The organism is Prosthecobacter sp., assembly GCF_044373815.1.
Taxonomy (GTDB): Bacteria; Verrucomicrobiota; Verrucomicrobiia; order Verrucomicrobiales; family Verrucomicrobiaceae; genus Prosthecobacter.
On record NZ_JBIPNG010000021.1, the window covers coordinates 1 to 22,428 of the forward strand.

A 22,428-nucleotide genomic window follows, 5' to 3' on the forward strand; every position below is an offset into this window, starting at 1 on the left:
ACTTGCCTGGCTTCCCTCTGGAGGCCTTCGACCAGGTGAGGCAAGCCATCGCTACCCAAACAACAGCCTGATCATAGAGAAAGATACATGTCAAGAGCCACCAACTCCCCCGCCAGCCGGAAGCGCCGTAAGCGCGTGCTGGCAAAAGCCAAAGGTTACCGCGGCTTCCGTTCCACGCATTTCCGCTATGCGAAGGACGCCGTCCGTAAAGCCGAAACCTACGCAACTCGTGACCGCAAGGCCAAGAAGCGCAGCTTCCGCAACCTGTGGGTGCAGCGCATCAACGCCGCCACCCGTCCTCTCGGCTTGAGCTATTCCCGTTTCATGGAAGGCCTCAAGTTCGCTGGTATCGACCTTGACCGCAAAGTCCTCGCGGACCTCGCTGTCAAAGACATCGCCGCCATCGAAGCTCTCGTTCAGCAGGCCAAGGCCGCGCTGGAAAAGAAGGCCGCCGAAGCGCCGAAGGAAACCGCAGCAGCGTAAGCTACAACGGAACCTACAAGATTCTCAACAGCCGGGGCGCAAGCTCCGGCTGTTTTGTTGTGCCCGCGTCACACCGGGCAAGGGATGTGGAGTCCTTGAATGGGTTGTTTTTTTGAACTTTTAGGCGAACTGTCGGTCATTAATCAATGCACGGCTTTTCCCCAGCACGAGTGCTTGAAGAAGACGTGGCTTTCTGCACGTCGTTCCTCCATCCCCCTGCGTATCATGAGATGCGCGTTCACGCTCTCATCGAGCCAGCCTGCTGATCCATCATGTCCGCACCTTACTCCCGTCGAAGCATTCTGCGCCAGCTCACTGTTCTGGCCGCAGTTGGTGCCGCATCGCCCGCATTCGCACGTGAGAGAAAGCAGAAGCTGCTGGTTGAGAAGGTGGAAATTATGGTTCCCGGGCTGCCGCCTGCAATGGATGGTTTTCGCATCGCCCAATTGAGTGATTTGCATCTGGAGCCCTTCACCACGGAGGAGGACATTTTGCACAGTGTGGAGGTTTGCAATTCCTTGCTGCCAGACATGGTGGCTTTGACGGGTGATTTTGTCACCCATACTGCGCGTCCTGCACCGAAGGTGGCGGAACTGCTCTCCCAACTCACAGCGCCCTACGGCGTGTATGCCAGCCTGGGCAACCATGATTTCGCCAGTGGTGCCCCTGAGGTCATCCGGGCGCTCACAGAGCGAAATATTCCGGTGCTGCGCAATGAGATTCGTCGCATTCATACGGATAACGGGACGCTGGTGCTCGGCGGGTTTGACTCCAGGTATGTGAACAAACCTGATGTGCGTAAAACGCTGCAGGACTGGAAGCAGCACCAGCCGCTGGTGCTGATGATGCATGAGCCGGATGCTGCTGACACAATCGCTGCGGCCGGTGTGAAGGCGCTGCAAATTTCCGGGCACACGCATGGCGGGCAGCTCGTCTTCCGTGGCAAGACGCCGATGTCTCTGCGTCGCGCCAAGTTTGGCAAAAAGTACCTCGCCGGGCGCTACGAGGTGGGTGGGCTGCAGATGTATGTGAACCGCGGCATCGGCTGCGTGGGAGTACCGCTGCGCATTGGCTGTCCGCCCGAGGTGACGGAGCTGACGCTGCGCAGTCCGGAACTGCTGAGGGCGTGAGCGTGTGATTTTCTAGAGGGGGCCGGGTGGTTCCAACAGTTGCATGCGGGCCATGTCGCAGCTAAGTGGCCGGTTCCATGCTTTCCGAACTCGACTCTCTCAAAACCGCAGCCCTTGCCGCCCTTGAAGCTGCGCAGGATGAATCCGCCCTCGAAGCTGTGCGGGTGAACTTTCTGGGCAAGAAAGGCAGTGTCACCGCTCTCAGCCAGGGCATGAAGGATGTGCCGGTGGAGCAGAAAAAAGAGGTCGGCGCGAAGCTTAACGAAGTGCGCACCGCCATCACGGAAGGCATCGACACGAAGAAACTCGCGCTGCAAGCCGCACAGGATGCGAAGGCTGTGGAGGGCATAGACATCACGCTGCCGGGGCGTCCGGGAGCTGGCGTTGGCGCGCTGCATCCGCTGACGCAGATTCGTGATCTCGCCATCCGCACGCTTCGCCGCATGGGCTTCGCCTTGGCTGAAGGGCCGGAGATTGAAACGGAGTGGCATTGCTTTGATGCGCTGAACACGCCTGCTGACCATCCGGCACGCAACGAGAAGGACACCTTCTATCTTCCTGATGGCCGCCTGCTGCGCACGCATACGTCCAGCGTGCAGGTTCGCACCATGGAGGCTGCCAAGGCGCTGCCGATCCGCATCATTGCGCCGGGGGCGGCTTATCGCCGGGATGAAATCGACGCCACGCATCTCAGTGTCTTCAACCAGCTGGAAGGTCTTTATGTGAATCAGGACGTCAGCCTCGGCGATCTCAAAGGCACGCTGGAATACTTCTTCCGCGAGATCTTCGGTGTCGGCACGGCGGTGCGTTTCCGTCCGCACTTCTTCCCGTTCACGGAGCCAAGCTTTGAAATTGATGTGAAGCTCGAAGCGAAGGGCAAGGACGCGCGCTGGATTGAAATCGCGGGCTGCGGAATGGTTGATCCGGCTGTTTTCGCTGAGATCAACAAAGCACGTGGCGACAACCTTTTCGATCCGGAGACCACCACGGGCTTTGCCTTTGGTCTTGGGCTCGACCGCCTGGCCATGATCATGCATGGCATCACTGACATCCGGCATCTCATTGAGAATGATGTGCGGTTTCTGCAGCAGTTTGCGGCGTGAGGAAGCTGCTTTTGACAGGATTTACAAGATTCCAGAATTTCAGGATTAACCTAGGGACGATTGATGACGATCGATGAATTGACACACCAGGTGATTGGCATGGCGATGGGCATCCATCGTGAGCTGGGTCCTGGGTTTTTGGAGTCGGTGTATCATCGTGCGATGGAGATCGAGCTTGCCGAGTCTGGCCTTGGATTTGAGTCCAATGTGCCGTTGAATGTTTTCTATAAAGGCAAGCTGGTCGGAAAGTTTGAAGCAGACATCATCATCGCCGCAGGGGATCTGAGACTGTTGTTGGAACTCAAATCCTGTGAGGCAATTTCCAAGATGCATGAAACTCAAACGGTGAACTATCTGGCTACCACCGGCATCGAAGATGGCCTCATCATTAACTTTGGCTCCAAGAGTCTCGACTGGCGCCATAAGTTCCGAACTTACCGAACCAAATCGCAACTCCAGACCGTGGCTTAGTGAACGGTGCTCCGCCATACATCGCGTTAATCCTGATCAATTTTGTCATCCTGTTAATCCTGTCCAACCCCGCTCCGCATCATGCAAGTTTCCCTCTCCTGGCTCAGCACTCATCTTGACCTGAGTTCCTACACCGTCCCGCAGCTTTCTGATCTCCTCACCTTCGCGGGTGTTGAAGTCGAAGGCATTGAAGAACGCGGAGTTGCGACCGACAAGGTCGTCGTGGCGCAGATTCAGTCTTTTGAGCAGCATCCGAATGCTGACAAGCTCAGCGTGTGTCAGGTGGATGACGGCAGCGGCACGCTGCGTCAGATCGTCTGTGGTGCGAAGAATTTCAAAGCGGGGGACAAGGTTCCTCTCGCGCTGCCGGGGGCTGTTTTGCCCGGCGGATTCGCCATCAAGGAAGGCAAGCTGCGCGGGGTCGATTCACTCGGCATGTTGTGCAGCGGCAAGGAACTTGGTATTGGCGAGGACACCGGCGGCCTGCTCATCATGGCGGCGGATTCACCGGTCGGCACGCCCTTCAACCAGCTCAATCCTGCCGACGTGCTGTTTGATCTGGAGATCACGCCGAACCGCCCTGATCTTCTCAGCCATCTGGGGCTTGCCCGCGAACTGGCTGCACTCACCGGTCTGCCGCTGAAAGGCGAGCGTGACTATAACACGACGACGACGCAGCTCAAAAAGAATGATGCCACTTTGAAACTGGATGCGAAGGAGGCATGCCCCCTTTACACCGCACGTCTTATCAAAGGGGTCAAAGTCGGCCCCAGCCCTGAGTGGCTGCGTCGTCGGCTCGAAAGCATCGGTCTGCGCCCGATCAACAGTATCGTTGATATCACCAACTTCGTCATGATGGAAATGGGCCAGTCATTGCACTGCTTCGATTACGACAAGCTCCATGGCGGCATCTGCGTGCGCATGGCAGTCGAAGGAGAAAAAATGCTCGCACTCGACGGCCTGACCTACGTGCTGCAACCCGACGATCTTGTCATTGCCGACGGACATCCGGTAGCCATCGCCGGAGTCATGGGAGGTGAGGAAACCGGTGTCACGGAAACCACCGTCAATGTTCTGCTCGAAAGTGCCTACTTTGCACCTAGCGGCATCCGCCGCACCTCACGCCGTCTCGGCCTGAGCAGTGACAGCAGCTACCGCTTTGAGCGTGGCATTGATCCACAGCAGGTGCAGGGTGGTTCGGAACTCGCCACGAAATTGATCCTAGAAATCGCCGGTGGCACGGCCGACGAAGATACGCTCGCCATTGGTCAAGCCCCCACACTGGTGGGTGAAGTGACGCTGGATGAAAACCGTGCGCGCAGGCTGCTCGGGACGCCTGATATGGCGGGCGATGAAATTCACGCCATTCTCACGAAGCTTGGACTTGCCCAAAAGTCCGCAGGCAAGGACGAGAGTCATTGGGTCATTCCTAGCTATCGTTTGGACCTGCAGCGTCCGGTTGATCTCATGGAGGAAATCGCCCGCGTGATCGGCCTGGATCGCGTGCCGTCACGTCAGGTTGCCGTCGCATCGCCGGTCGAAGCGGCTGACCGCACCTATGATTTCGCGATGAACCTGCGGCAGTCGCTTGCAGCGCGCGGCTTCTTCGAAGCGCAAACGCTGCGCCTGATTGCGGATGCACAGCTCGCCGACAGTCTCGGTGGTGGGCAGGGTGTGGCGGTTAAAAACCCGCTCAGTGAGGATCATACCACGCTGCGCCCGAGCATTGTCCCGGGTCTTGTCGCCACAGCGGCGCTCAACATCCGGCAGGGATTGCATCGCCTGCGCTTCTTCGAACTGGGTCGCGTTTTCCTCACTTTGCCGAAAGGCGGCAGCCGTGAAGAGGAGCGCCTCGCCGTGCTTCTCAGCGGCCCCGTGTCTCCGACGAGCTGGCATGGCCGCGAGCCGCAGGCTGCTGACATTCATGAACTGGTGGGGCAGATCCAAAACCTCACGCGCACGCCGCTCGAAGTGCGTCCGGTGAAGGAGAACAGCGCCAACTACCTTCTGACCAGCGAACTGCGTGCCGGGAACCGCATCCTCGGCTGGATCGCGCAATTGCATCCTGCACGTGCGCGTGAAATCAATGCTCGTCATCCTGTGTATGTTGCCGAACTGCTGCTCAGCGCTCTGCGTCAGGGCAGCACCGGTCCGACGAAGTTTGAGGAGCTTCCGCGCTTCCCAGGCATGACGCGTGACGTCGCCATGGAAGTCCCTGCGGATCTTCCGCACGCCAAGGTGGCCGCTTTCTTTGCGTCCCAGAAGCATCCGTTGTTTGTGGGCGCTGAAGTCTTCGACGTCTTCGCTGATCCGTCAGGAACCAAGATGGCGAAGGACCGCAAATCTATCGCCTGGACGCTGACTTATCGGTCCGCAGAGAAGACCCTCGAAACTGCTGAGGTGGATGCCGCGCATACGGCGATCCTCACGGCGCTGGAGAAGACGTTGCCGGCGACGGTGAGGCGGTAGGAGTTGCTTGATAGTGATCAACTGCCATCGCAATAATCGCGGTGGCAGGTCGGTGCTGATGACTTGTGATCTGAATCAAACCGGCAAATCGCCTTCCTCCAGCGGTCTGCGTGAATGATGACGCACCGATAGAATGACGACACGTTTACCTGAGATGATGAAGAGGATGCGGAACTGGCTGCGATGTTTGCGAAAAAGCAGCTGGCGAATCTCAACCGGGAATCTGCGGCTTTCGGGAGCCAGACGATGGCGATCAGGATCGGATGCGAGGGATTCCACCTTGGCGATCAGATCGTCCCGCCAGCGGGCAGCAGAAATTGGCATGCGGGCTTTGATCCACAGATAAACATCCTCTAATTCGCTTTGCGCATGCGGCGTGTATTCAACTGCGAAGCTCATAGTTCGCGCAATCGCTGATGAACGGTCTTGGCGGATATGGTTTTGCCAGCGGCCATCTGATCGAGGCTGGTTTGAATGGATTTGATACTGGCCAGTTCCTCCATCGCGTCCTGCATTTTCTCATAAGCCTTTCGCCCGACCAATACGGCCTCAGCACGACCGTTGACAGTCAGCACCTCTGGGCGACCGGTTTTATTCACCCGAATCAGGTGGCTCTTGGCGTTGCGCTGAAAATCGGTTAGCGGATGGATGTCTTCGAGCTGGAACATGGAGTTGAATAAACATGGAATTCCATGCGAATCCAGCGCCTATTCGATGGCTGGTCAGGGCACCTCAGCAATCACCTTTGCCACGCGGTCCATCTCGGCTTCGGTGTTGTAGAAGTGGGGGCTGAAGCGGAGGAGGGGCTGTCCGGCGCGGTTGTGGCGCAGGGAGGTGGTGATGTTGTGGGCGGTGAAATGTGCGGAGATGTCCGCCAACGAACGCTGGGGGTGCTGCACGGTGGTGATGCAGGAGGCGTTGATGCTGCGCGGATCGGGGCCGAGGAAGGTGAATCCCAGTGGCTGGAGTCCGGCATGGAGGCGGGCTTTGAGCTTTAAAAGCTGGGCGCTGATGGCGGTGAGGCCGACTTCTTGAATCAAGTCGATGCCGGCTTTCATGCCGAGGATGCCGGAGATGTTGAGGGCACCGGGTTCGTAGCGACGACCACCGCGCTCGAAGGCGATCTCTTCCTGCGCGATGAAGTTGGGGCTGCGGACGTTCCAGGAGCCGAGGAGGCTGGGGCGGAGCATGTCCTGCAGTTCTTCGCGCACGTAAAAGATGCCGGCGCTCATGGGGCCGAGCATCCATTTGTGGGAGTCGGCGGAGAGGAAATCGACGTGGTCGACGCGGGTCTCGAAGGCGCCCACTGTTTGGATGGCATCGAGGCAGAAGAGGATGCCACGCTCACGCAGCATGCGGCCGATGCGGTCGATTTCGATCCGGTAACCGCTGAGGAAATGGCAGGAGGCGAGGGCGACGAGTTTGGTTTTGGGCGTGAGGGCCGCCTCGACGAGTTCGGGGGTGATCTCACCGGGGGCAGCGGGCTGGAGGCGTTTTAAAACGACGCCATGGCGTTCGAGGTCGGTCCAGGGGTAGACGTTGGCGGGATAATCGTCGAGGTAGCAGACGACTTCGTCACCGGCCTGCCAGGGCAGACCATTAGCCACCAAGCTGAGGCCGACGGAGGTCGGGCCGATGAGAGCGATTTCGCTGGCCTTGGCACCGATCAATTCGGCGGCAACGACGCGTGTTTCGTTCACCGCTTTCCATGCCTCAGGATACTCCTGCATGCGCAGGCAGCATTGCTCCAGGTATTCCTGCATCGTGCGTGTGACGCGGCGCGGCAGGATGGTGACGCCGGCGTGGGCGAGGAACAGGCTGTCCTTGATCACTGGAAACTCCTGCTGACGCAGGGCTTCATCGGACAAGAGGGCATCGAGAGTGAGCATGGCTAATACAACGAATGCCGCATGACCCTGGGTGAGGAATTTGCCATCCAGGCTGGCTAGGCGACCTTCAAGGTCTTGGCACCTTCATCGATGAGGTGCCAAAAGCTTTTGGACTGGCTCAGGGCCTCGTCTTCGCCGCCACCGGGCAGATTGCTGCGGAAGAGGAAATCGGTGAGGGTGTTTTTGTGCAGCACGCGGTGCACGCTCACATTGCCATCGACCACGGCGAAATAGATGCGGTGGTCGCCAGCACGGCAGCGGTAGAGTTTTTTGCCGCCGCGTTCGAGGACGCCATAGCGTTTGGCGAGGATCGTCTCGTCGATATCGGCGGGCTGAATGTTCAGCGCTTCCAGCAGATGAAACTGCACCTGGGTGGGCAGGTGGGAGAGCTCGGCGGCGCTGATGTCATTGAAAACGATCTGGATCATGGTGCGGCAGGGATAGGAGCGAGCGGGGCGTTGGAGGTCTTGTAGCGTTTGATGACGTGCTTTTTACGCACGTTTTCCATCCACTTGTCGATGTTGCCCTTGGATTTTTCCTGGTTGATCATTTTTTCGATTTCCGGGCGCAGCTTTTCGATGTCCGGGGCGGCACCGAGCTTTTTGGCATCGCAGGAGACAATGATGAAATTGGACTCCAGGTCGAGAACCGGGCTGACGCCGCCGGTTTTAAGTTCCATGGCGGCATTGGCGATGGCGGGCATCAGGTCGGTCTTGGCCATCCAGTCCCAGGCACCGCCATTTTCGGCATGGCTGTCTTGTGAATTTGTTTTCGCCACTTTGGCAAAATCGGTGCCTTGAAGGATTCTGGTGCGCAGCTCCTGGGCGAATTTTTGCTGCTTGTCCGGGGTGGAACCGGGTTCGCCGGTGAACTTGGAGATGGTGATGGTGGAGATTTTGATCTGATCTCCTTCGCGCCATTTATCCACGTTTTTGTCGTAGTACTCCTGAACTTCGCGGGGGGTGGCAGGTGGGTGGTCGCCAGAATTGCGCGCACGCATGACATTCATGATGACCATTTTCTCGCGCAGCTCGCGGAACTTTTTAACGGTCATTCCACCCCTGGTCAGTTCATCGACGAAGGCGTCACGGTTGCCCTTGAAGCTTTCCCGAATGATGCCGTTGATGTCGTCATCGACGTACTGGGCCTTGATGACACCGCCGATTTTACGGAACTCGGCGAGCAGGATTTCACGGTCGATCAGCGTTTCGATGGCTCCCTGGCGCAGGAGGGCGATTTCTTTTTTGATGCGCGCCGGGTCATTGCGGAACTGAAACTGGATGACCTGTTCCTGGGCCTTGATGGTTTCCTCCACTTCAGAAGAGGCGATGGGGATGCCATCGACGACAGCCGCAATGCTGTTGGAGTACTGCTGGGCGAGGACGCTGGAGCAGGCGGAGAGGAGGGCGAACAGGCTTATGCGCAGGGGAATCATGACAAATGAGGAGCTTATCGTAAGGCTTGGGGCCGCTGTGGCAAGGTGAAGTTCGCCTGTCAGGTGCGTGTAGATGCAGCTTCACCTTGCACGCGGGCGGCTCCGGTTTCTACTCTGCGCCTCCCAATCGCCGACCCCAACCCGCCATGAGCAAGAAAGCCGCCGCCAAATCCTCCCCCAAGAAAGCTGCCAAAACCGCCCCCAAGGCAGCCAGCAATTCCAAATCCCTGATGACTGAAAGCCGGGTGTTCAAGCCGAGCGCTGAGTTTTCCAAGAAGGCCCGTATCAGCTCGATGGCGCAGTACAAGAAGATGCATGAGGAGTCGATCAAGCATCCCGACAAGTTCTTCGGACGTGAGGCCAAGGAACTGCACTGGACCAAGCCCTTCACCAAGGTGCTCGACTGGAAGTGCCCGAACGCCAAGTGGTTCATCGGCGGCAAGCTGAACGTCAGCGAAAACTGCCTCGACCGCCATCTGGACGGCCCGCGCAAGACCAAGGCCGCCCTGATCTGGGAAGGCGAACCCGGAGAGAAGCGTGTGCTCACCTACCAGCAGTTGCACCGCGAAGTGTGCCGCTTTGCCAACGTGCTCAAGCGCCACAAGGTCAAGAAGGGCGACCGCGTCATCATTTACATGCCGATGATCCCTGAGGCAGCCATTGCCATGCTGGCCTGCACCCGCATCGGCGCGATGCACAGCGTGATCTTCGGCGGCTTCAGCGCCGAGTCGATCAAGGATCGCGTGCTGGACTGCGGCGCGAAGATCATCATCACCGCCGATGGCGGCTACCGCCGTGGTGCCGTGGTGCCATTGAAGAAGAATGTGGATGACGCGCTCAAGGCCAAGGACACGCCCGTGGAGACGGTGATCGTTTATCGCCGCACAGGTCAGGACATTCATATCGAAGAAGGCCGCGACGTCTGGTGGCACCGCGAACTCGAATACGTGGACGCACGCTGCGCTGCGGCCGCGATGGATGCGGAGTCGCCTTTATTCATTCTTTACACCAGCGGCAGCACTGGCAAGCCGAAGGGCATTCTGCACACCACGGGCGGCTATTTGCTGCACGCGCAGATGACCTGCAAATACGTCTTCGATCTGCGCGACGACGATGTCTACTGGTGCACCGCCGACATCGGCTGGGTGACCGGACACACCTACATGGTCTATGGTCCGCTCGCATTGGGTGCCACCTCGCTCATGTTTGAAGGTGCACCGAACTGGCCTGAGAATGACCGCTTCTGGAAAATCATCGAAGAATACGCCGTGACGGTGTTCTACACCGCTCCGACGGCGATCCGCGCCTTCATGAAGTGGGGTGACGAGTGGCTGAAGAAGCATGACCTCAGCAGCCTTCGCCTGCTTGGCACCGTGGGTGAGCCGATCAATCCAGAAGCGTGGATGTGGTATCACAACAAGGTCGGCGGCGGCAAATGCCCCATCGTTGACACCTGGTGGCAGACTGAAACCGGCGGCCACATGATCACGCCGATCCCGGGTGCCACACCGACCACGCCTGGCACCGCCACGCTGCCGTTCTTCGGGGTGGATGCCGCCATCGTTGATGACCTTGGCAAAGAGGTCGGCGTCAATGAGCAGGGCAAGCTGGTCATCCGCAAGCCATGGCCTTCCATGCTGCGGGGCATCTGGGGCGACAAAGCGCGATATCAGGAAGCCTACTGGAGCGAGTTCAAAGGCTGGTACTTCGCTGGTGACGGAGCCCGCCGTGACAAGCAGGGCAATTTCTGGATCATCGGCCGTATCGACGACGTGCTCAACGTGGCCGGTCATCGCCTCGGCACCGCCGAAGTGGAAAGCGCGCTTGTGTCCCATCCTGCCGTGGCGGAAGCCGCTGTGGTGGGCCGCCCTGACGAGATGAAGGGCCAGGGAGTCGTGTGCTTTGTGACCGTGAAGGAAGGTATTACCTCCAACCGCGATCTCGCCGAAGAGCTGAAGAAGCACGTCCGCAAGGTCATCGGTCCCGTGGCCACGCCGGACGAGGTCCGCTTTGCTGCGGCACTGCCGAAGACGCGCTCAGGCAAGATCATGCGCCGCCTCTTGAAGCAGATCGCCGCCGGCGAACTGATCAAGGGCGACACGACCACGCTGGAAGACATCAACGTCATTGCGCAGCTGGCTGCGGGTGGGGAAGATTAATTCAAACTGACATCGGCTGGCTGCGGCATTTTCGGTTTTGAAAATGCCAGCAGCCAGACGGTCCAGATCGAGAGTGCTGCCAGCGCGATCCAAGGGGTTAACCAGCCCCAGCGGGTGAAGGGGGCAAGTTCGCTGATCGATGAGATGGTGCCACTGAGCACGCCCTGCTGCATGGCCCCGAGCGAAGCGGTGGTGCGACCGTTTTCATCAATGATTTGCGAGACACCCGAGGAGGCGGCCACAACCATGCAGCGCCGGTTTTCCGCAGATCGCAGGCGGAACAGCTGCGCATGCTGAATGTGCTGCTTAGCCGACCATGAGGCCGCGTCCATGGAGGGAACCGCGAGAAACTGGGCGCCATCCAGCACCATTCGCCGCACGACATCTTGGAAGTCGCAGTCGAAACAGATTGGAGTGCCGATTTTTCCGCGGAAGGGCGGCTCGATCGCATCCTCACCAAGGGTTGCTGCGAAGGCCGCCGCCGTTGGTCCGCGCTCCCCATCATCGAACAAGTGCACGGTGTGGTTTTTGCCATGTTCGCCGATGATGACGCCGTCATTGATCGCAAGTGCGGTGTTCTGCCACTTAGCGCCTCCCAGCCGTGTTTGCGTGCCAAAAACAAGCAATGCTTTGGAACTGATCGTGAGATCCTGGATGGCAGTCAGTTCGCCGGCGTCCGAAAGCCGCACATCCTTCGGCACGGCATATTCCGGCCACACGATCAGCCGGGTGTGGGCGGGAGCCTGACGGGATAGTTCGAGGTAGGTGTTTAGAGGTGCCGTCTCCGCCTGGATGATGGTCACGGGGAAGCCAAAGCTCTTAAACGGTGTGAGTTCCATGAGCCCTCCCAGCAGGGTGCCCGTCATCAGCAGCGCGGCAAGCCGGAAGCGACGCGTGACGAGCGCCGCCATCATCCAAGCCGCCACGAACCCCAGCCCATATACTCCGATCCACGAGGCTAGTGGCCAGGGTTCGAGCGCGAGCCCGAGATTCATCCATGGAAACTTCAGCGGCATGAGTTCGCAGCGCACAAATTCTGTGCCGGTCCAGGCAAGTGCAATGAACAGAGCCAGAGGCCAGCCTGTTTTGATGCCGCGCTGCTGTGCCATGCAAACCAGCCAACCGAACACTGCTGGAAACACTGCCAGTATGCCCCAGAGGAGAATGCTGAGCGGGCCGAAGATGTTCCAGATCCAAGACAGGCCGATGCCAAAGGCCAGCATGCCCCATCCGAATCCTGCGACAAGTCCGTGCATGGGAAGCGCAGTGCGAAGAAAGCCGACTAGCACCCCCACACTGAGAAGAGCCAGCGGCCACCAGCCGAACGGAGGAAACGCAAACGCATACCCGACCGCACTGGCCACCAGCAGAAGGATTCGGTTCGCATGCTCCATGAAACGCCAGCTTATGAAAATGCCGCCCTTATGTGCAAGCCCCATTCACGACCATCAGCGCTGCCATGCCTCTCGCGTCACATTGAGGAGCCTCCCTTTTTGCTTCGACGTGGGCGGCAAATAGATCGAAGCATGCCTTCCTCATCCCCATCATTCTAATGATCCTGCTGCGCACCTTTTTGCTGATGCTCTCCATCCTTCCTTTCTTCGGCTGCTCCAAGCAGCAGCCGCCGCCGCAGGAGCGCGCCGCGGGCCTGCCCGAATGGGTCGAGGGTACGAGTGAACCGCTGCCGCTGAAGAAGTCCGCCACTCCTGCCTACCTCCAAGTGCAAAAGACTGCTTCGGTCATTCGTCCCGAGCCGCTGAGGAAGATCGAGGTCTTGGAAAAGCTCAATCCAGGGCTGTCTTCGGCCCTCCCCCAATTGACCGAACTTCTGCGCACTGCGGAAGTCTCGCCGAAATTCAAATCGTTCTATGATGCCAAGATCATCGCTCTTGCCGCGGGAGAGTCCATGAGCACGGATGATTACTTTGACTGCGCGACGGTGCTGCATCTCACCGCTCCGACCACCGGGCGCAAAGTGGTGCTCTTCCAGTCAGACATGGACGTGGACACAGATGGCACGGATCCCGTGAGGCTCGCACGCCTGCAGGATTATGATGACGCACGCATCTCGCGCAGCTTTCAGCCTCTGCTGGCCTATTCGTGGGCTCAGTCCGCAGGTCAGCAGGCCGCCAATCCTTTTGTGCAATACTACGCCGACACGCTGACCAAGCTGCGCACTCTCCACAAGCAGGTGTCAGATGAGGCCGCTCATGACCACTGCTACATCTGGCAGTCGGTGCAAAAGCAGTTTGAGGAAACGATTTCCGCCCTGGATCGCCGCGCTAAGTACTACGACGAGGACCTGCGCACCCGGCGCTCATTGGTGGGGAGTCTTGATCCTTTCATCGTGGTGCCGCAGACCTGGCCTGATCGCTTGAAGCTGCCCTTCAGCGTGCAGGTGGGGGATTTCGTGGCCGTCATCTCCGGTGGGAAGGTCTATCCCTGTGTGATCGGCGACACCGGTGGTGATGCCAAAATGGGCGAGGCTTCGCTCAAGGTCGCACAAGCCATCAATCCCAAGGCCACGGGCAGAAACAGTGCTGCGGATAATGTAACTGTGACCTACGTCATTTTTCCACAAACAAGGCTTGCCATGGCGGCGCCAGACCTGTCAGTCTTCCAGACCGAGGTGGCCCGTTTGCTGGAAGAAATCGGCGGCCTCGGCACCAGCACGACTTTGCACCCCTGGCAGTAACACGAACCGACACCCCCAAGACATCCCATGAGTAATGACGTGACGCCACCGCCCACCGTGCTGCCACCACCCTCCGCTGTTCCCGTCAGAAAGCGCCGCCTCACCTTGCTGATCGAGCATTTGCGCATCCTCCTGGCGCCTGAAACGTTCAATCCCAAGTTCAGCTTTTTGGCGCTCCTCACCGTGCCGCTGATTGTGTTTGGGCTGCACGCGGCTTTCAACAGCGGCATGATCATGACCCGGCCGCTGGGGGAGCTTGTTGTGCCTGTGGGCGCGGATGTGCCGCCGCAGGTGGTCTTTGCCGCGCGCCTCGGCGAATGTGGGGACAAAGGGGAGCAGATGGACGGAGCGCGCGGTATTTTCATGCCCCCGATGCTCACCGTTTGGGTGCGCAATTTCGACGGGTGGCTCATGGATCGTGCGGAAGGAAACGAAGCCCTGCTCAAAGACTCCGGATTCACGCCGGCCTCCTACCGCACCTATCTTTCTCTTCGATCCAACAAAGGCCGGGTGCAGAGCGCCGCGCAGGAGGCTGCCTTCCGCAAATGGCTGCGTGAGATCATCATTGACCCCCGTCTTCTTGGAAAGCCCGGCGTGCCTGAGGCCGCCACACTGGAGCAGATGTTCAACGATGCGGATGTTCGCGGCCAGACAGACAAACGCCCTGAGCTGGCTCCGGTCACACTCACACCAAGCATGATCACGTTTCAGAACTGGCTGGTGGAACAGGTAAAGCTAAAACCCGAACTGCTGGGGAACTTCAAGATCAGCGAGACACTCGCGCACAATCCGGAAACCTTTGCCCGTTTCATTTCCGAACGTGGCATGCGCTGGGAGCAAAAGCTCAAGGATGACAAGCTCAAGTTTCAGGCCTGGCTTGAGACCAGCAGGTGCAACCTGTGCCTCACCATCGGCGGCCGTGAGTTTGCCAGCATGCAGCCGGATGCCAAGGGCCACAGCACCCTGGCCGGCGCCACGCTCAAAGGCCAGACCGACGATGACACGCTCAATGTGCTGCTCTTCCGCCGCATCTCACCCGTCAGCACGGAGGTGGATCAATGGCGCGATCTCGTCACCACCTATGGCGTGGACAGCAAGGCCTCCATCACCGTTTCCCTGCGCACTGCCGATGCCGATGGCCGTATCACCACGCTTAAAATGCCCACGGTGGTGAATGGCGGCACGCTCCAACATGACTGCATCGTGACGCTTCCCCTGCGACCGGTGCTCATGCGTTCCATCGCCTGGGCGGCCATGGCCGGCGTGCTGTGGCTCATCATCCTCGTGTCCATGCAGACCGGCACTTTGCGCACCAGCGTGCCGGAGAATGATCCGGTGATCACCAGCTGGACCCAGAGCCCCTGGAGCGCCTCGCGCGTGGTCTTCGCCTGGTGGCTCGCCATCTGCACCGGCTGCTATCTTTTTCTGTGGGCCATGAAAGCGCAGATGGACGTGCTTTCCGGCTCCGCACCGCTGCTTCTCGGCATCAATGGCGGCACCCTGCTGGCAGCCTCTTTCGTTGGTTCCAGCGGAAGGTCCGTGCCCAGCCGTTCCTTTCTGGAAGACATCGTCTCCGAAGGAGGAGAGGCGGAAATCTCACGCCTGCAGATGATCGTCTGGAATGGCGTCCTTGGGCTCGTCTTCATCTGGCAAAGTCTTGCCGACTGGCAGATGCCAACCTTTGATCCCTACCTGACCACGCTGCTGGGCATCAGTTCCACGGCTTACGTTGGGTACAAAGTTGCAGCCAAGTAACAGCGTATATCCTCACCTTATGAAATTCACACTATGGCTTATCCTCGCACTTGGTCCCCTGGCCGCACTGCACGCTGAGAACTGGCCGATGTGGCGTGGGGCGAATGGGGACGGCACTTCAGCGGAGTCAAAGCTGCCCGAAAAGTGGAGCCAGACGGAAAATGTGGTGTGGAAGGTGGAGCTGCCGGAGCGGGGGAATTCGACGCCGGTGGTGTGGGGGGACAAAGTGCTGGTGACACAGGCGATTGAGAAGGAGGGGAAGCGGCTGCTGCTGTGCTTTGATAAAAAGACGGGCAAGCAGCTCTGGGAGGCGGGAACAATTTACCGGGAGCCGGAACTCACGCATGCCACGAATCCTTACTGTGCGGCTTCACCGGCGACGGATGGCGAGCGCGTGATCGTGTACTTTGCCTCGGCGGGTGTGTTTTGCTATGACATGAATGGCAAGGAAGTGTGGAAGCGCACGGATCTGGGAAAGCAGCACCACATCTGGGGCAACGGGACTTCGCCGGTGCTCGCGGGAGACCGTGTGTTTCTGAACTTCGGGCCCGGGGAGAACACAGTATTGTACTGCTTTGACAAAAAGACTGGCAAAACGATCTGGCAGCACAAGGAGCCGGGCGGCGCCTCCGGCGAAGGTGCGGACAAGAAGTGGCTGGGATCGTGGAGCGATCCGCTGCTGCGCAAAACCGGTGCACGGTATGAACTGCTGATGAGCTACCCCCGGCGCGCCTGTGCCTTTGATCCGCTGACCGGCAAAGAGCTGTGGACTTCGGGCGGCCTGACCGACCTCGTCTATAATTCGCCCTTGTTTGCCGATGGGGTGATGATTGCCATGAGCGGCTACGGTGGTGCTGCGCTGGCGGTGAAGACCGGCGGCGACGGGGATGTGACGGAGAAAAATCGTGTCTGGCAGCTGCCGAAGGTCAGCCAGCGCATTGGCAGCGGGGTGGTGCATGATGGCTATCATTACATCCTGAGTGACGGCGGGATCGCCGAGTGCCGGGACCTCAAGACGGGGGCGATGGTGTTTCAGGAGCGTCTCAAGGGGAACAACTGGTCTTCGCTGGTGCTGAGCGCGGATGGCAAATGCTATGCGGCGAATCAAATCGGCGATTGTTTCGTCTTTAAGGCCAGCCCGAAATTTGAGCTGCTGGCGACGAATGCACTGGGGGAGAAAATCATTGGGTCCATCGCCGTGAGCGACGGCCAGCTTTTCATCCGGGGCTACAAGCACCTGTGGTGCATCGGGAATAAGTAGGGGCGGGGTGTCGGGATTAGCCCGGGGAGGGGAGGTGCATGCTCTGCATTTCCCTTTGACCCCAACCGGCCGCGACGCTAACGAACGCGCTCCCGCCTATGGCCGCCACTGACCGTCAGCATACACTCGCCAAGTCCGTCTCGATGACGGGCACCTCGCTGCATACCGGCGAACAGGTCACACTCACCCTCCAACCCGCCCCGGAGAACTTTGGTTTCAAATTTCGCCGCATCGATCTGGAGGACAAACCCTTCATTCCGGCGCTGGTCGAGAAGGTCCAGAAAGTGGAGCGTGCCACGACCATTGCCGAGGGCGGTGTCAATGTGCACACCGTCGAGCACGTCATCTCCGCACTCGCGGGCATGGGCGTGGACAATGCGATCATCGAGATGGATGCCAATGAGCCGCCCATCGCCGATGGCAGCTCGATGCCCTTTGTGGAACTGATCAAGTCCGCCGGACTGCAGGAGCAAAAGGAAGCGCGCAAGGTGTTCGAAGTTCGTGAGCCGATCTACCAGGAAACGCGCGACGGCACGATTCTGACCATCGTTCCCGACAAGAAATTCCGCATCTCCTGCACCAACGTCGGCCCGGGCGGACGCTTCACGCAGTATTTCAGCACTGAGATCAATCCTGAGACCTACGAGAAGGAAATCGCCGCTGCGCGCACCTTTGTGTATTACGAGGACATCGCTCCGCTGATGGAGAAGGGACTCATCAAAGGCGGCACACTGGAGGCGGCGGTCGTCATTCGTGGGGACACACTGCTTTCGAAGCAGCCACTGCGCTTTGCGGACGAGTTCGTGCGGCATAAGATTCTCGACATCGTGGGTGACCTGATGCTCTCCGGCAAACGCATCCAGGGCCACGTCATTGCGGTGCGTCCCGGTCACGGGCCAAACACGGAGCTGGCCCGCGCCATCGTGGCGCAGTATAATCAGATGCGCAGCATGGTGCCGGCGCCGGTGCACATCCCGGGTGGCGAGGCCGTCCTCGACATCAACGAGGTGATGAACATCCTGCCGCACCGCTATCCTTTCCTGCTGGTGGACCGCATCATCGGATTCGAAGGCGAATCGAAGTGCACGGGCATCAAGAATGTCACGATCAACGAGCCGTATTTCCAGGGTCACTTCCCCGGCCATCCGATCATGCCCGGCGTGCTGCAGCTCGAAGCGATGGCGCAGGTGGCCAGCATCGTGCTGCTGCGCATGCCCGGCAATCAGGGCAAGATCGGCTACTTCATGAGCGCCAACAATGTGAAGTGGCGCAGGCCGGTGCTGCCGGGCGACACGCTCCTCATCGAGACGGAAATCCTCAAGACCAAGCGCAGCATCGCCAGCGGCATTGGCCGTTGCAGTGTGAATGGGCAGGTCGTTTCCGAGGCCGAGCTGATGTTCAGTGTGGTGGATCGCTAAAAGATAGATTGTTCACGCATGCCCGCCTCGATCCATCCGACCGCCATCATTGACCCCTCCGCCAAGATCGGTGTGGATGTCCACATCGGTCCGTATTGCATCATTGGCGCGGACGTGGAGCTCGGAGACGGATGCTGGCTGCAGCACCACGTGACGATCATGGGGCCGTCGAAGATCGGGAAGAACAACAAATTCTTCTCCTATGGGTCCATCGGTCAGCAGACGCAGGATTTGAAATACAGCGCCGAGCCGACCTGGCTGGAAGTGGGTGACAACAACACCTTTCGTGAGTTTTGCTCCGTGCACCGTGCCACGTCTGCGGGTGACAAGACGGTCATCGGCAGCAACAACAACTTCCTCTCTTACGTGCACATCGCGCATGACTGCATCGTGGGGAATCACGTCATCTTTTCCAACAATGGCACGCTGGCCGGGCATGTGGTCGTTGAGGACCACGTCATCATTGGCGGGCTGACGGCGGTGCATCAGTTTTGCCGCATCGGCACGCGTTCGATCATCGGGGGCTGTGCCAAAGTCGTGCAGGACATCCCGCCCTACTGCACGGCGGATGGCAATCCGGCGCGTGCGCGCGGCTTGAACATTGTGGGTTTGCAGCGCGCGGGATTCACCCGTGAGCAGATGCGCTCCCTGCGTGAGGCGTTTCGCAAAGTTTATCGCTGTGGTTTGAACAACGCCCAGGCCGTGGAGGAACTCCGTGCTGGAGAGCTCACGCCGGAGGCCGCCGCCTTCACCGACTTCGTCGCCACGACCAAGCGGGGTATTATCCTCGGCGGCAAAGCTGAAGCGGAAGAGCAAGACTGAGGCGGTATTCTCGCGGCAGAGTGCATCCTTGCTTTCGTGCCTGCGCTGAATGGTGCTAAATTGGCTTTCTTCGATGCAAATCCTTCTAGTCACCGAACCTGGCGTTGATGGCGTGTTCCGGCACGTCGAGGCACTGGCGTCGTTTTTGATGGAGCGGGGGCATCGCATTCATCTGGCCTATTCGGATGTGCGGGGTTCGGACCGGCTGACGCAGCTGGTGGCGAAGGTTTCTGCGGCAGGTGGCAAGACGGTGAATCTCGCGGTGAGCAATGCGCCCGGCCCCGGTGATGTGGCGGCGCTGCTGAAACTGCGCAGGCTGGTGACGGAGGCGCGGCCGGATGTGATCCATGCGCACAGTTCAAAGGCGGGCGCACTGGCGCGTGCGCTGGTATGCCTTGGTGTGAGGCAGCCGGTTTTCTACACGCCGCATGCGTATTACGGCTTGTCGGGCAAGGGCGGGATGAAGTCCCGGGTGTTCAATGCGATCGAGACGGTGCTCGGACGTATTGGCACGACGATCAACCTGTCTGAGGGAGAGCGGGCGTTTGCGAGGGACTCCTTGAAGATTCCGCAGGCGCGGCTGCGCTTGATTGCGAATCCGGTGGACTGTGTGCGCTTTCGGCCTGCGGATGCAGCGAAGCGGAAGGAGATTCGTGCGGCTTTGGGTGTGCCTGAGGATGCCATCCTGCTGGGATCGGTGGGGCGGCTGGCGTTTCAAAAGGACCCGCCGACGCTGTATCGCGCGTTTGCCAAAGCCTGCCAAAAAAGGCCCGAGCTGTGGTTGTATCATCTGGGGGAGGGCGAGCTTTCGGCTGAGTGTGCGGCGCTGGCTGATCAACTGGGCATTCGTTCGCGCATTGTTCGCCAGACCTACCTGTCCGAGCCTTTGTCATTTTATCAGGCGCTGGATGGGATGATCCTGACGTCACGCTACGAAGGGCTGTCCTTTGCGGTGCTGGAGGCGCTGGCCTGTGACCTGCCGGTGATATTGAGCCAGGTGCCGGGGAACAACGACTTCACGGCAATGGGGCTGTCGCATTGCTGGTCGGCGGGCAAGGAGGATGTGGATGGCTTTGCGGAGGTGATTGGGCAATGGGCGCAGGATTGCGGGCTGGGGAGGGCTTCGAATCATCGGGAGATTGCGGAGTCGAGGTTCAGCCAGGAGGCGTGTTTCGGGGCCATTGTGCGGGAGTATGAGCAGAAGGTGGGGCGATGAGTGCATTTCGCCCTTCAGAATGGGGTGACCCCTCACCCGGCCTCTCCCCAAAGGGAGTCATGGGAATTGCCTAATCAGCGGTGGGGAGAGGGGATTCGCATTGAGGTGATCACGAATGATAAGTGTGCTCATCTGCGCTCGGTTGTTTTGCCACGCTGCTTGATCTCGTGAGCGCAGGCGCTTAGCTTTTCCGCTTCCATGTCATTGTTCCGACATCTTCTCGGTCTGTTCTGCCTTGCCGCCTTGGTGGGGAATGCAGCGGAGGTGTCGTGGGAGCCTGCGATGCGCGATGATACGGAGTATTGGGCGAGCACGGTGAAGCAGCAGGCTGAGACGATGAAGCAGTCGCAGGCCAAGATCATTTTCATTGGGGACTCGCTCACGGAGAGCTGGGACAAGGAGATCTGGCAGAGGCGCATCGCTCCTGCGCAGGCGCTGAATTTTGGCATCGGTGGTGAAGGGCCGCAGCATGTGCTCTGGCGCATTGAGCATGGCATTCTGGACGGGCCGTCGCCTGAGACGGTGGTGCTCATGATTGGCATCAACAATTTCTGGCGGCACTTCAGCGCTGCTGATACGACACGTGGCATCGAAGCGATTGTGGAGCGCATTCACACGCGGCATCCGACGACGCGCATCGTGCTGCTCGGGTTGCTGCCGGTGTATGAGGCGGCGTCGCCGATCCGTCCCTGGATTGGTGAGATCAATGGGGGGCTCACAAAGCTCGATGGTCGGAACAAGGTGGAGTTCTTGGATTTTTCGTCTGCATTTTTGGAAACGGACGGCAATCAGCGGCTGCAGCTTTATCAGGAGGATCATCTGCATCTTTCCAAGGCTGGTTATGTCGTGCTGGCTCGTGAGCTTACGCCTGTTCTCAAACTGCCTGCCGCCCTGCCATGAAGTCGATCAATCCCACGTTGCGAATCGCTGAACTGGATGCATTGCGCGGCATCGCGGCCATGGCGGTCATCCTGTTTCATTTCACCAGCGGCATCGCGAAGAACTGGACGTTTCACCTCTACGACCCGCCGTTTGAGTTTTCGTATGGCGGCACGGGGGTGGACCTGTTTTTCATGATCAGCGGCTTTGTCATCTTCATGACGCTGGATCGTGCGAGATCCGCGATGCACTTCGCGGTGGGGCGCTTTTCGCGATTGTATCCGACGTTCTGGGCCTGTGCGCTGATCACGCTGGTGGTCACTGCCAACTACGGTCTGCCGGGGATGGAGGTCACGCCACGCGATGCGCTATGGAACATCACCCTGCTGCCACGTTTTGCGCGTGCGGGGATGATCGACGGTGCTTATTGGTCGCTGGAGTTTGAGATCTTGTTTTATATCGCCATGCTCATGCTGCATCGGCTGGGGGCCTTCAAGAAGCTGACGGTGCCGGTGCTGCTGCTCTGGCTTGGGGCTGCGGCTGCGGCGCATGGTGTGCTCACCTATGGGCAGCCGGAGTCGTTGGTTTATCGACTGACTGGGAAGATCAAGGCGGTGACCAGTCTCGACTACATTCACCTGTTTGGCGTGGGGATGATTTTATACGATGCGCACCGCCGGCGGGCGTGGAGCATTGGGCATACGCTGGTGTTGGTGGCATGCGCGGCGCTGGCGTATTGGAAGGCGGCCTTTCCGCTGCACTTTGCGTTTGTGCTGGGTTTTGGTCTGCTGCTGCATCTGGCCACGACGGGCAGGCTGCCTTTTCTGAATGCGAAGCCGCTGGTGTTTTTGGGGGCGATTTCGTACCCGCTGTATCTCATTCACCAAAACATCGGACTGGTGCTTTTGAATGCGCTGGGTGGTGTGATGGACTCGGCGTGGCTGCGTCTGGGCGTGACGGTGGCTGCGATGGTGGTGCTGGCGTGGGTGATTTCGGTCTGCATTGAGCGGCCGTCGATGCGCTGGGTGCGGGATAAGATGCGGCGGTTTACGTGAGGTGGCACCAATACGCTGGTGGAGCGCGGGCCTCCGAGCCCGCAGCATACCGCAAATGCATGTGGCTCCGCGATTCCTCTGTTTGGTTCTCCGAGACGAGAGCCAACGGGCTTGAGGAGGTTGATGCGAACTTACCCGCCCCTTCCGTGAATCACCTGCTGCGGACTCGGAGGTCCGCGCTCCGGGGC

General features: G+C 59.3%; 20 protein-coding genes. 14 read left to right on the plus strand and 6 right to left on the minus strand.

Annotated elements, in window-relative coordinates; genetic code table 11:
* The first annotated feature begins 87 nt into the window (after positions 1–87).
* The 5 genes from rplT to pheT all read left to right on the plus strand — a co-directional run bounded on the left by rplT (position 88) and on the right by pheT (position 5,656).
* The gene (rplT, locus tag ACIREA_RS03190) at positions 88–483 is read left to right on the plus strand and encodes a 50S ribosomal protein L20 (RefSeq protein ID WP_397380479.1); all 396 of its coding nucleotides are present in this window, start codon (positions 88–90) and stop codon (positions 481–483) included.
* Positions 484–755: 272 nt separating this feature from the next.
* Complete coding sequence (locus ACIREA_RS03195) at positions 756–1,613, plus strand: metallophosphoesterase (RefSeq protein WP_397380481.1); 858 nt, start codon at positions 756–758, stop codon at positions 1,611–1,613.
* A 77-nt stretch (positions 1,614–1,690) separates the two neighbouring features.
* On the plus strand, positions 1,691–2,716 hold the full coding sequence (gene pheS, locus ACIREA_RS03200; protein WP_397380483.1) for a phenylalanine--tRNA ligase subunit alpha: 1,026 nt from the start codon (positions 1,691–1,693) through the stop codon (positions 2,714–2,716).
* 63 nt (positions 2,717–2,779) lie between these two features.
* Positions 2,780–3,187 (plus strand): GxxExxY protein, encoded by a 408-nt coding sequence (locus tag ACIREA_RS03205; protein WP_397380485.1) that lies wholly within the window; start codon positions 2,780–2,782, stop codon positions 3,185–3,187.
* Positions 3,188–3,268: 81 nt separating this feature from the next.
* On the plus strand, positions 3,269–5,656 hold the full coding sequence (gene pheT, locus ACIREA_RS03210; protein WP_397380487.1) for a phenylalanine--tRNA ligase subunit beta: 2,388 nt from the start codon (positions 3,269–3,271) through the stop codon (positions 5,654–5,656).
* A gap of 75 nt (positions 5,657–5,731) precedes the next feature.
* On the opposite strand, the gene ACIREA_RS03215 is transcribed toward pheT, so the two are convergent.
* The 5 genes from ACIREA_RS03215 to ACIREA_RS03235 are packed head-to-tail and all read right to left on the minus strand — an operon-like array spanning position 5,732 to position 8,980.
* A complete protein-coding gene (locus ACIREA_RS03215; RefSeq protein WP_397380489.1) occupies positions 5,732–6,055 on the minus strand; it encodes a type II toxin-antitoxin system RelE/ParE family toxin in 324 nt (107 codons plus the stop codon).
* A complete protein-coding gene (locus tag ACIREA_RS03220) occupies positions 6,052–6,324 on the minus strand; it encodes a type II toxin-antitoxin system Phd/YefM family antitoxin (RefSeq protein ID WP_397380491.1) in 273 nt (90 codons plus the stop codon). Before ACIREA_RS03220 ends, ACIREA_RS03215 begins: the two co-directional genes overlap by 4 nt.
* Before the next feature lie 54 nt (positions 6,325–6,378).
* Entirely contained in the window at positions 6,379–7,545 is a 1,167-nt protein-coding gene (locus ACIREA_RS03225; protein WP_397380493.1) for an aminotransferase class V-fold PLP-dependent enzyme, read from the minus strand.
* A gap of 56 nt (positions 7,546–7,601) precedes the next feature.
* Entirely contained in the window at positions 7,602–7,973 is a 372-nt protein-coding gene (locus tag ACIREA_RS03230; protein WP_397380495.1) for a type II toxin-antitoxin system RelE/ParE family toxin, read from the minus strand.
* Complete coding sequence (locus tag ACIREA_RS03235) at positions 7,970–8,980, minus strand: peptidylprolyl isomerase (protein WP_397380497.1); 1,011 nt, start codon at positions 8,978–8,980, stop codon at positions 7,970–7,972. Before ACIREA_RS03235 ends, ACIREA_RS03230 begins: the two co-directional genes overlap by 4 nt.
* Before the next feature lie 230 nt (positions 8,981–9,210).
* On the opposite strand from ACIREA_RS03235, the gene acs reads away from it, so the two are divergent.
* Entirely contained in the window at positions 9,211–11,139 is a 1,929-nt protein-coding gene (gene acs, locus ACIREA_RS03240) for an acetate--CoA ligase (protein ID WP_397380525.1), read from the plus strand.
* Here the strand turns inward: acs and ACIREA_RS03245 are convergent.
* A complete protein-coding gene (locus ACIREA_RS03245; RefSeq protein ID WP_397380499.1) occupies positions 11,136–12,578 on the minus strand; it encodes an apolipoprotein N-acyltransferase in 1,443 nt (480 codons plus the stop codon). The genes acs and ACIREA_RS03245 overlap by 4 nt on opposite strands.
* 140 nt (positions 12,579–12,718) lie before the next feature.
* Between ACIREA_RS03245 and ACIREA_RS03250 the strand changes: the two genes are divergently transcribed.
* The 8 genes from ACIREA_RS03250 (at position 12,719) to ACIREA_RS03285 (ending at position 22,240) form a co-directional block, all read left to right on the plus strand.
* Positions 12,719–13,834 carry a glycoside hydrolase family 75 protein gene (locus ACIREA_RS03250; RefSeq protein WP_397380501.1) on the plus strand — a complete coding sequence of 372 codons (1,116 nt, stop codon included), beginning with the start codon at positions 12,719–12,721 and terminating at the stop codon, positions 13,832–13,834.
* A 27-nt stretch (positions 13,835–13,861) separates the two neighbouring features.
* Entirely contained in the window at positions 13,862–15,589 is a 1,728-nt protein-coding gene (locus tag ACIREA_RS03255; RefSeq protein WP_397380503.1) for a hypothetical protein, read from the plus strand.
* A gap of 19 nt (positions 15,590–15,608) precedes the next feature.
* The gene (locus tag ACIREA_RS03260) at positions 15,609–16,850 is read left to right on the plus strand and encodes a PQQ-binding-like beta-propeller repeat protein (protein ID WP_397380505.1); all 1,242 of its coding nucleotides are present in this window, start codon (positions 15,609–15,611) and stop codon (positions 16,848–16,850) included.
* Positions 16,851–16,948: 98 nt separating this feature from the next.
* Positions 16,949–18,268, plus strand: a complete 1,320-nt coding sequence (locus tag ACIREA_RS03265) for a bifunctional UDP-3-O-[3-hydroxymyristoyl] N-acetylglucosamine deacetylase/3-hydroxyacyl-ACP dehydratase (RefSeq protein WP_397380507.1) — start codon at positions 16,949–16,951, stop codon at positions 18,266–18,268.
* Positions 18,269–18,286: 18 nt separating this feature from the next.
* Entirely contained in the window at positions 18,287–19,090 is an 804-nt protein-coding gene (gene lpxA / locus ACIREA_RS03270; RefSeq protein ID WP_397380509.1) for an acyl-ACP--UDP-N-acetylglucosamine O-acyltransferase, read from the plus strand.
* Positions 19,091–19,163: 73 nt separating this feature from the next.
* Positions 19,164–20,306, plus strand: coding sequence for a glycosyltransferase (locus ACIREA_RS03275; RefSeq protein WP_397380511.1), 1,143 nt, complete (start codon positions 19,164–19,166; stop codon positions 20,304–20,306).
* 198 nt (positions 20,307–20,504) lie between these two features.
* Positions 20,505–21,206, plus strand: coding sequence for a GDSL-type esterase/lipase family protein (locus ACIREA_RS03280; RefSeq protein WP_397380513.1), 702 nt, complete (start codon positions 20,505–20,507; stop codon positions 21,204–21,206).
* Positions 21,203–22,240, plus strand: a complete 1,038-nt coding sequence (locus tag ACIREA_RS03285; protein WP_397380515.1) for an acyltransferase family protein — start codon at positions 21,203–21,205, stop codon at positions 22,238–22,240. Before ACIREA_RS03280 ends, ACIREA_RS03285 begins: the two co-directional genes overlap by 4 nt.
* Positions 22,241–22,428: the final 188 nt, after the last annotated feature.

What these genes read in the sequence shown, in the direction of transcription:
- rplT (WP_397380479.1), top strand. Translation starts at nt 88, where the DNA reads ATGTCAAGAGCCACCAACTCCCCCGCCAGCCGGAAGCGCCGTAAGCGC.
- ACIREA_RS03195 (WP_397380481.1), top strand. Translation starts at nt 756, where the DNA reads ATGTCCGCACCTTACTCCCGTCGAAGCATTCTGCGCCAGCTCACTGTT.
- pheS (WP_397380483.1), top strand. Translation starts at nt 1,691, where the DNA reads ATGCTTTCCGAACTCGACTCTCTCAAAACCGCAGCCCTTGCCGCCCTT.
- ACIREA_RS03205 (WP_397380485.1), top strand. Translation starts at nt 2,780, where the DNA reads ATGACGATCGATGAATTGACACACCAGGTGATTGGCATGGCGATGGGC.
- pheT (WP_397380487.1), top strand. Translation starts at nt 3,269, where the DNA reads ATGCAAGTTTCCCTCTCCTGGCTCAGCACTCATCTTGACCTGAGTTCC.
- ACIREA_RS03215 (WP_397380489.1), bottom strand. Translation starts at nt 6,055, where the DNA reads ATGAGCTTCGCAGTTGAATACACGCCGCATGCGCAAAGCGAATTAGAG.
- ACIREA_RS03220 (WP_397380491.1), bottom strand. Translation starts at nt 6,324, where the DNA reads ATGTTCCAGCTCGAAGACATCCATCCGCTAACCGATTTTCAGCGCAAC.
- ACIREA_RS03225 (WP_397380493.1), bottom strand. Translation starts at nt 7,545, where the DNA reads ATGCTCACTCTCGATGCCCTCTTGTCCGATGAAGCCCTGCGTCAGCAG.
- ACIREA_RS03230 (WP_397380495.1), bottom strand. Translation starts at nt 7,973, where the DNA reads ATGATCCAGATCGTTTTCAATGACATCAGCGCCGCCGAGCTCTCCCAC.
- ACIREA_RS03235 (WP_397380497.1), bottom strand. Translation starts at nt 8,980, where the DNA reads ATGATTCCCCTGCGCATAAGCCTGTTCGCCCTCCTCTCCGCCTGCTCC.
- acs (WP_397380525.1), top strand. Translation starts at nt 9,211, where the DNA reads ATGACTGAAAGCCGGGTGTTCAAGCCGAGCGCTGAGTTTTCCAAGAAG.
- ACIREA_RS03245 (WP_397380499.1), bottom strand. Translation starts at nt 12,578, where the DNA reads ATGGGGCTTGCACATAAGGGCGGCATTTTCATAAGCTGGCGTTTCATG.
- ACIREA_RS03250 (WP_397380501.1), top strand. Translation starts at nt 12,719, where the DNA reads ATGCTCTCCATCCTTCCTTTCTTCGGCTGCTCCAAGCAGCAGCCGCCG.
- ACIREA_RS03255 (WP_397380503.1), top strand. Translation starts at nt 13,862, where the DNA reads ATGAGTAATGACGTGACGCCACCGCCCACCGTGCTGCCACCACCCTCC.
- ACIREA_RS03260 (WP_397380505.1), top strand. Translation starts at nt 15,609, where the DNA reads ATGAAATTCACACTATGGCTTATCCTCGCACTTGGTCCCCTGGCCGCA.
- ACIREA_RS03265 (WP_397380507.1), top strand. Translation starts at nt 16,949, where the DNA reads ATGGCCGCCACTGACCGTCAGCATACACTCGCCAAGTCCGTCTCGATG.
- lpxA (WP_397380509.1), top strand. Translation starts at nt 18,287, where the DNA reads ATGCCCGCCTCGATCCATCCGACCGCCATCATTGACCCCTCCGCCAAG.
- ACIREA_RS03275 (WP_397380511.1), top strand. Translation starts at nt 19,164, where the DNA reads ATGCAAATCCTTCTAGTCACCGAACCTGGCGTTGATGGCGTGTTCCGG.
- ACIREA_RS03280 (WP_397380513.1), top strand. Translation starts at nt 20,505, where the DNA reads ATGTCATTGTTCCGACATCTTCTCGGTCTGTTCTGCCTTGCCGCCTTG.
- ACIREA_RS03285 (WP_397380515.1), top strand. Translation starts at nt 21,203, where the DNA reads ATGAAGTCGATCAATCCCACGTTGCGAATCGCTGAACTGGATGCATTG.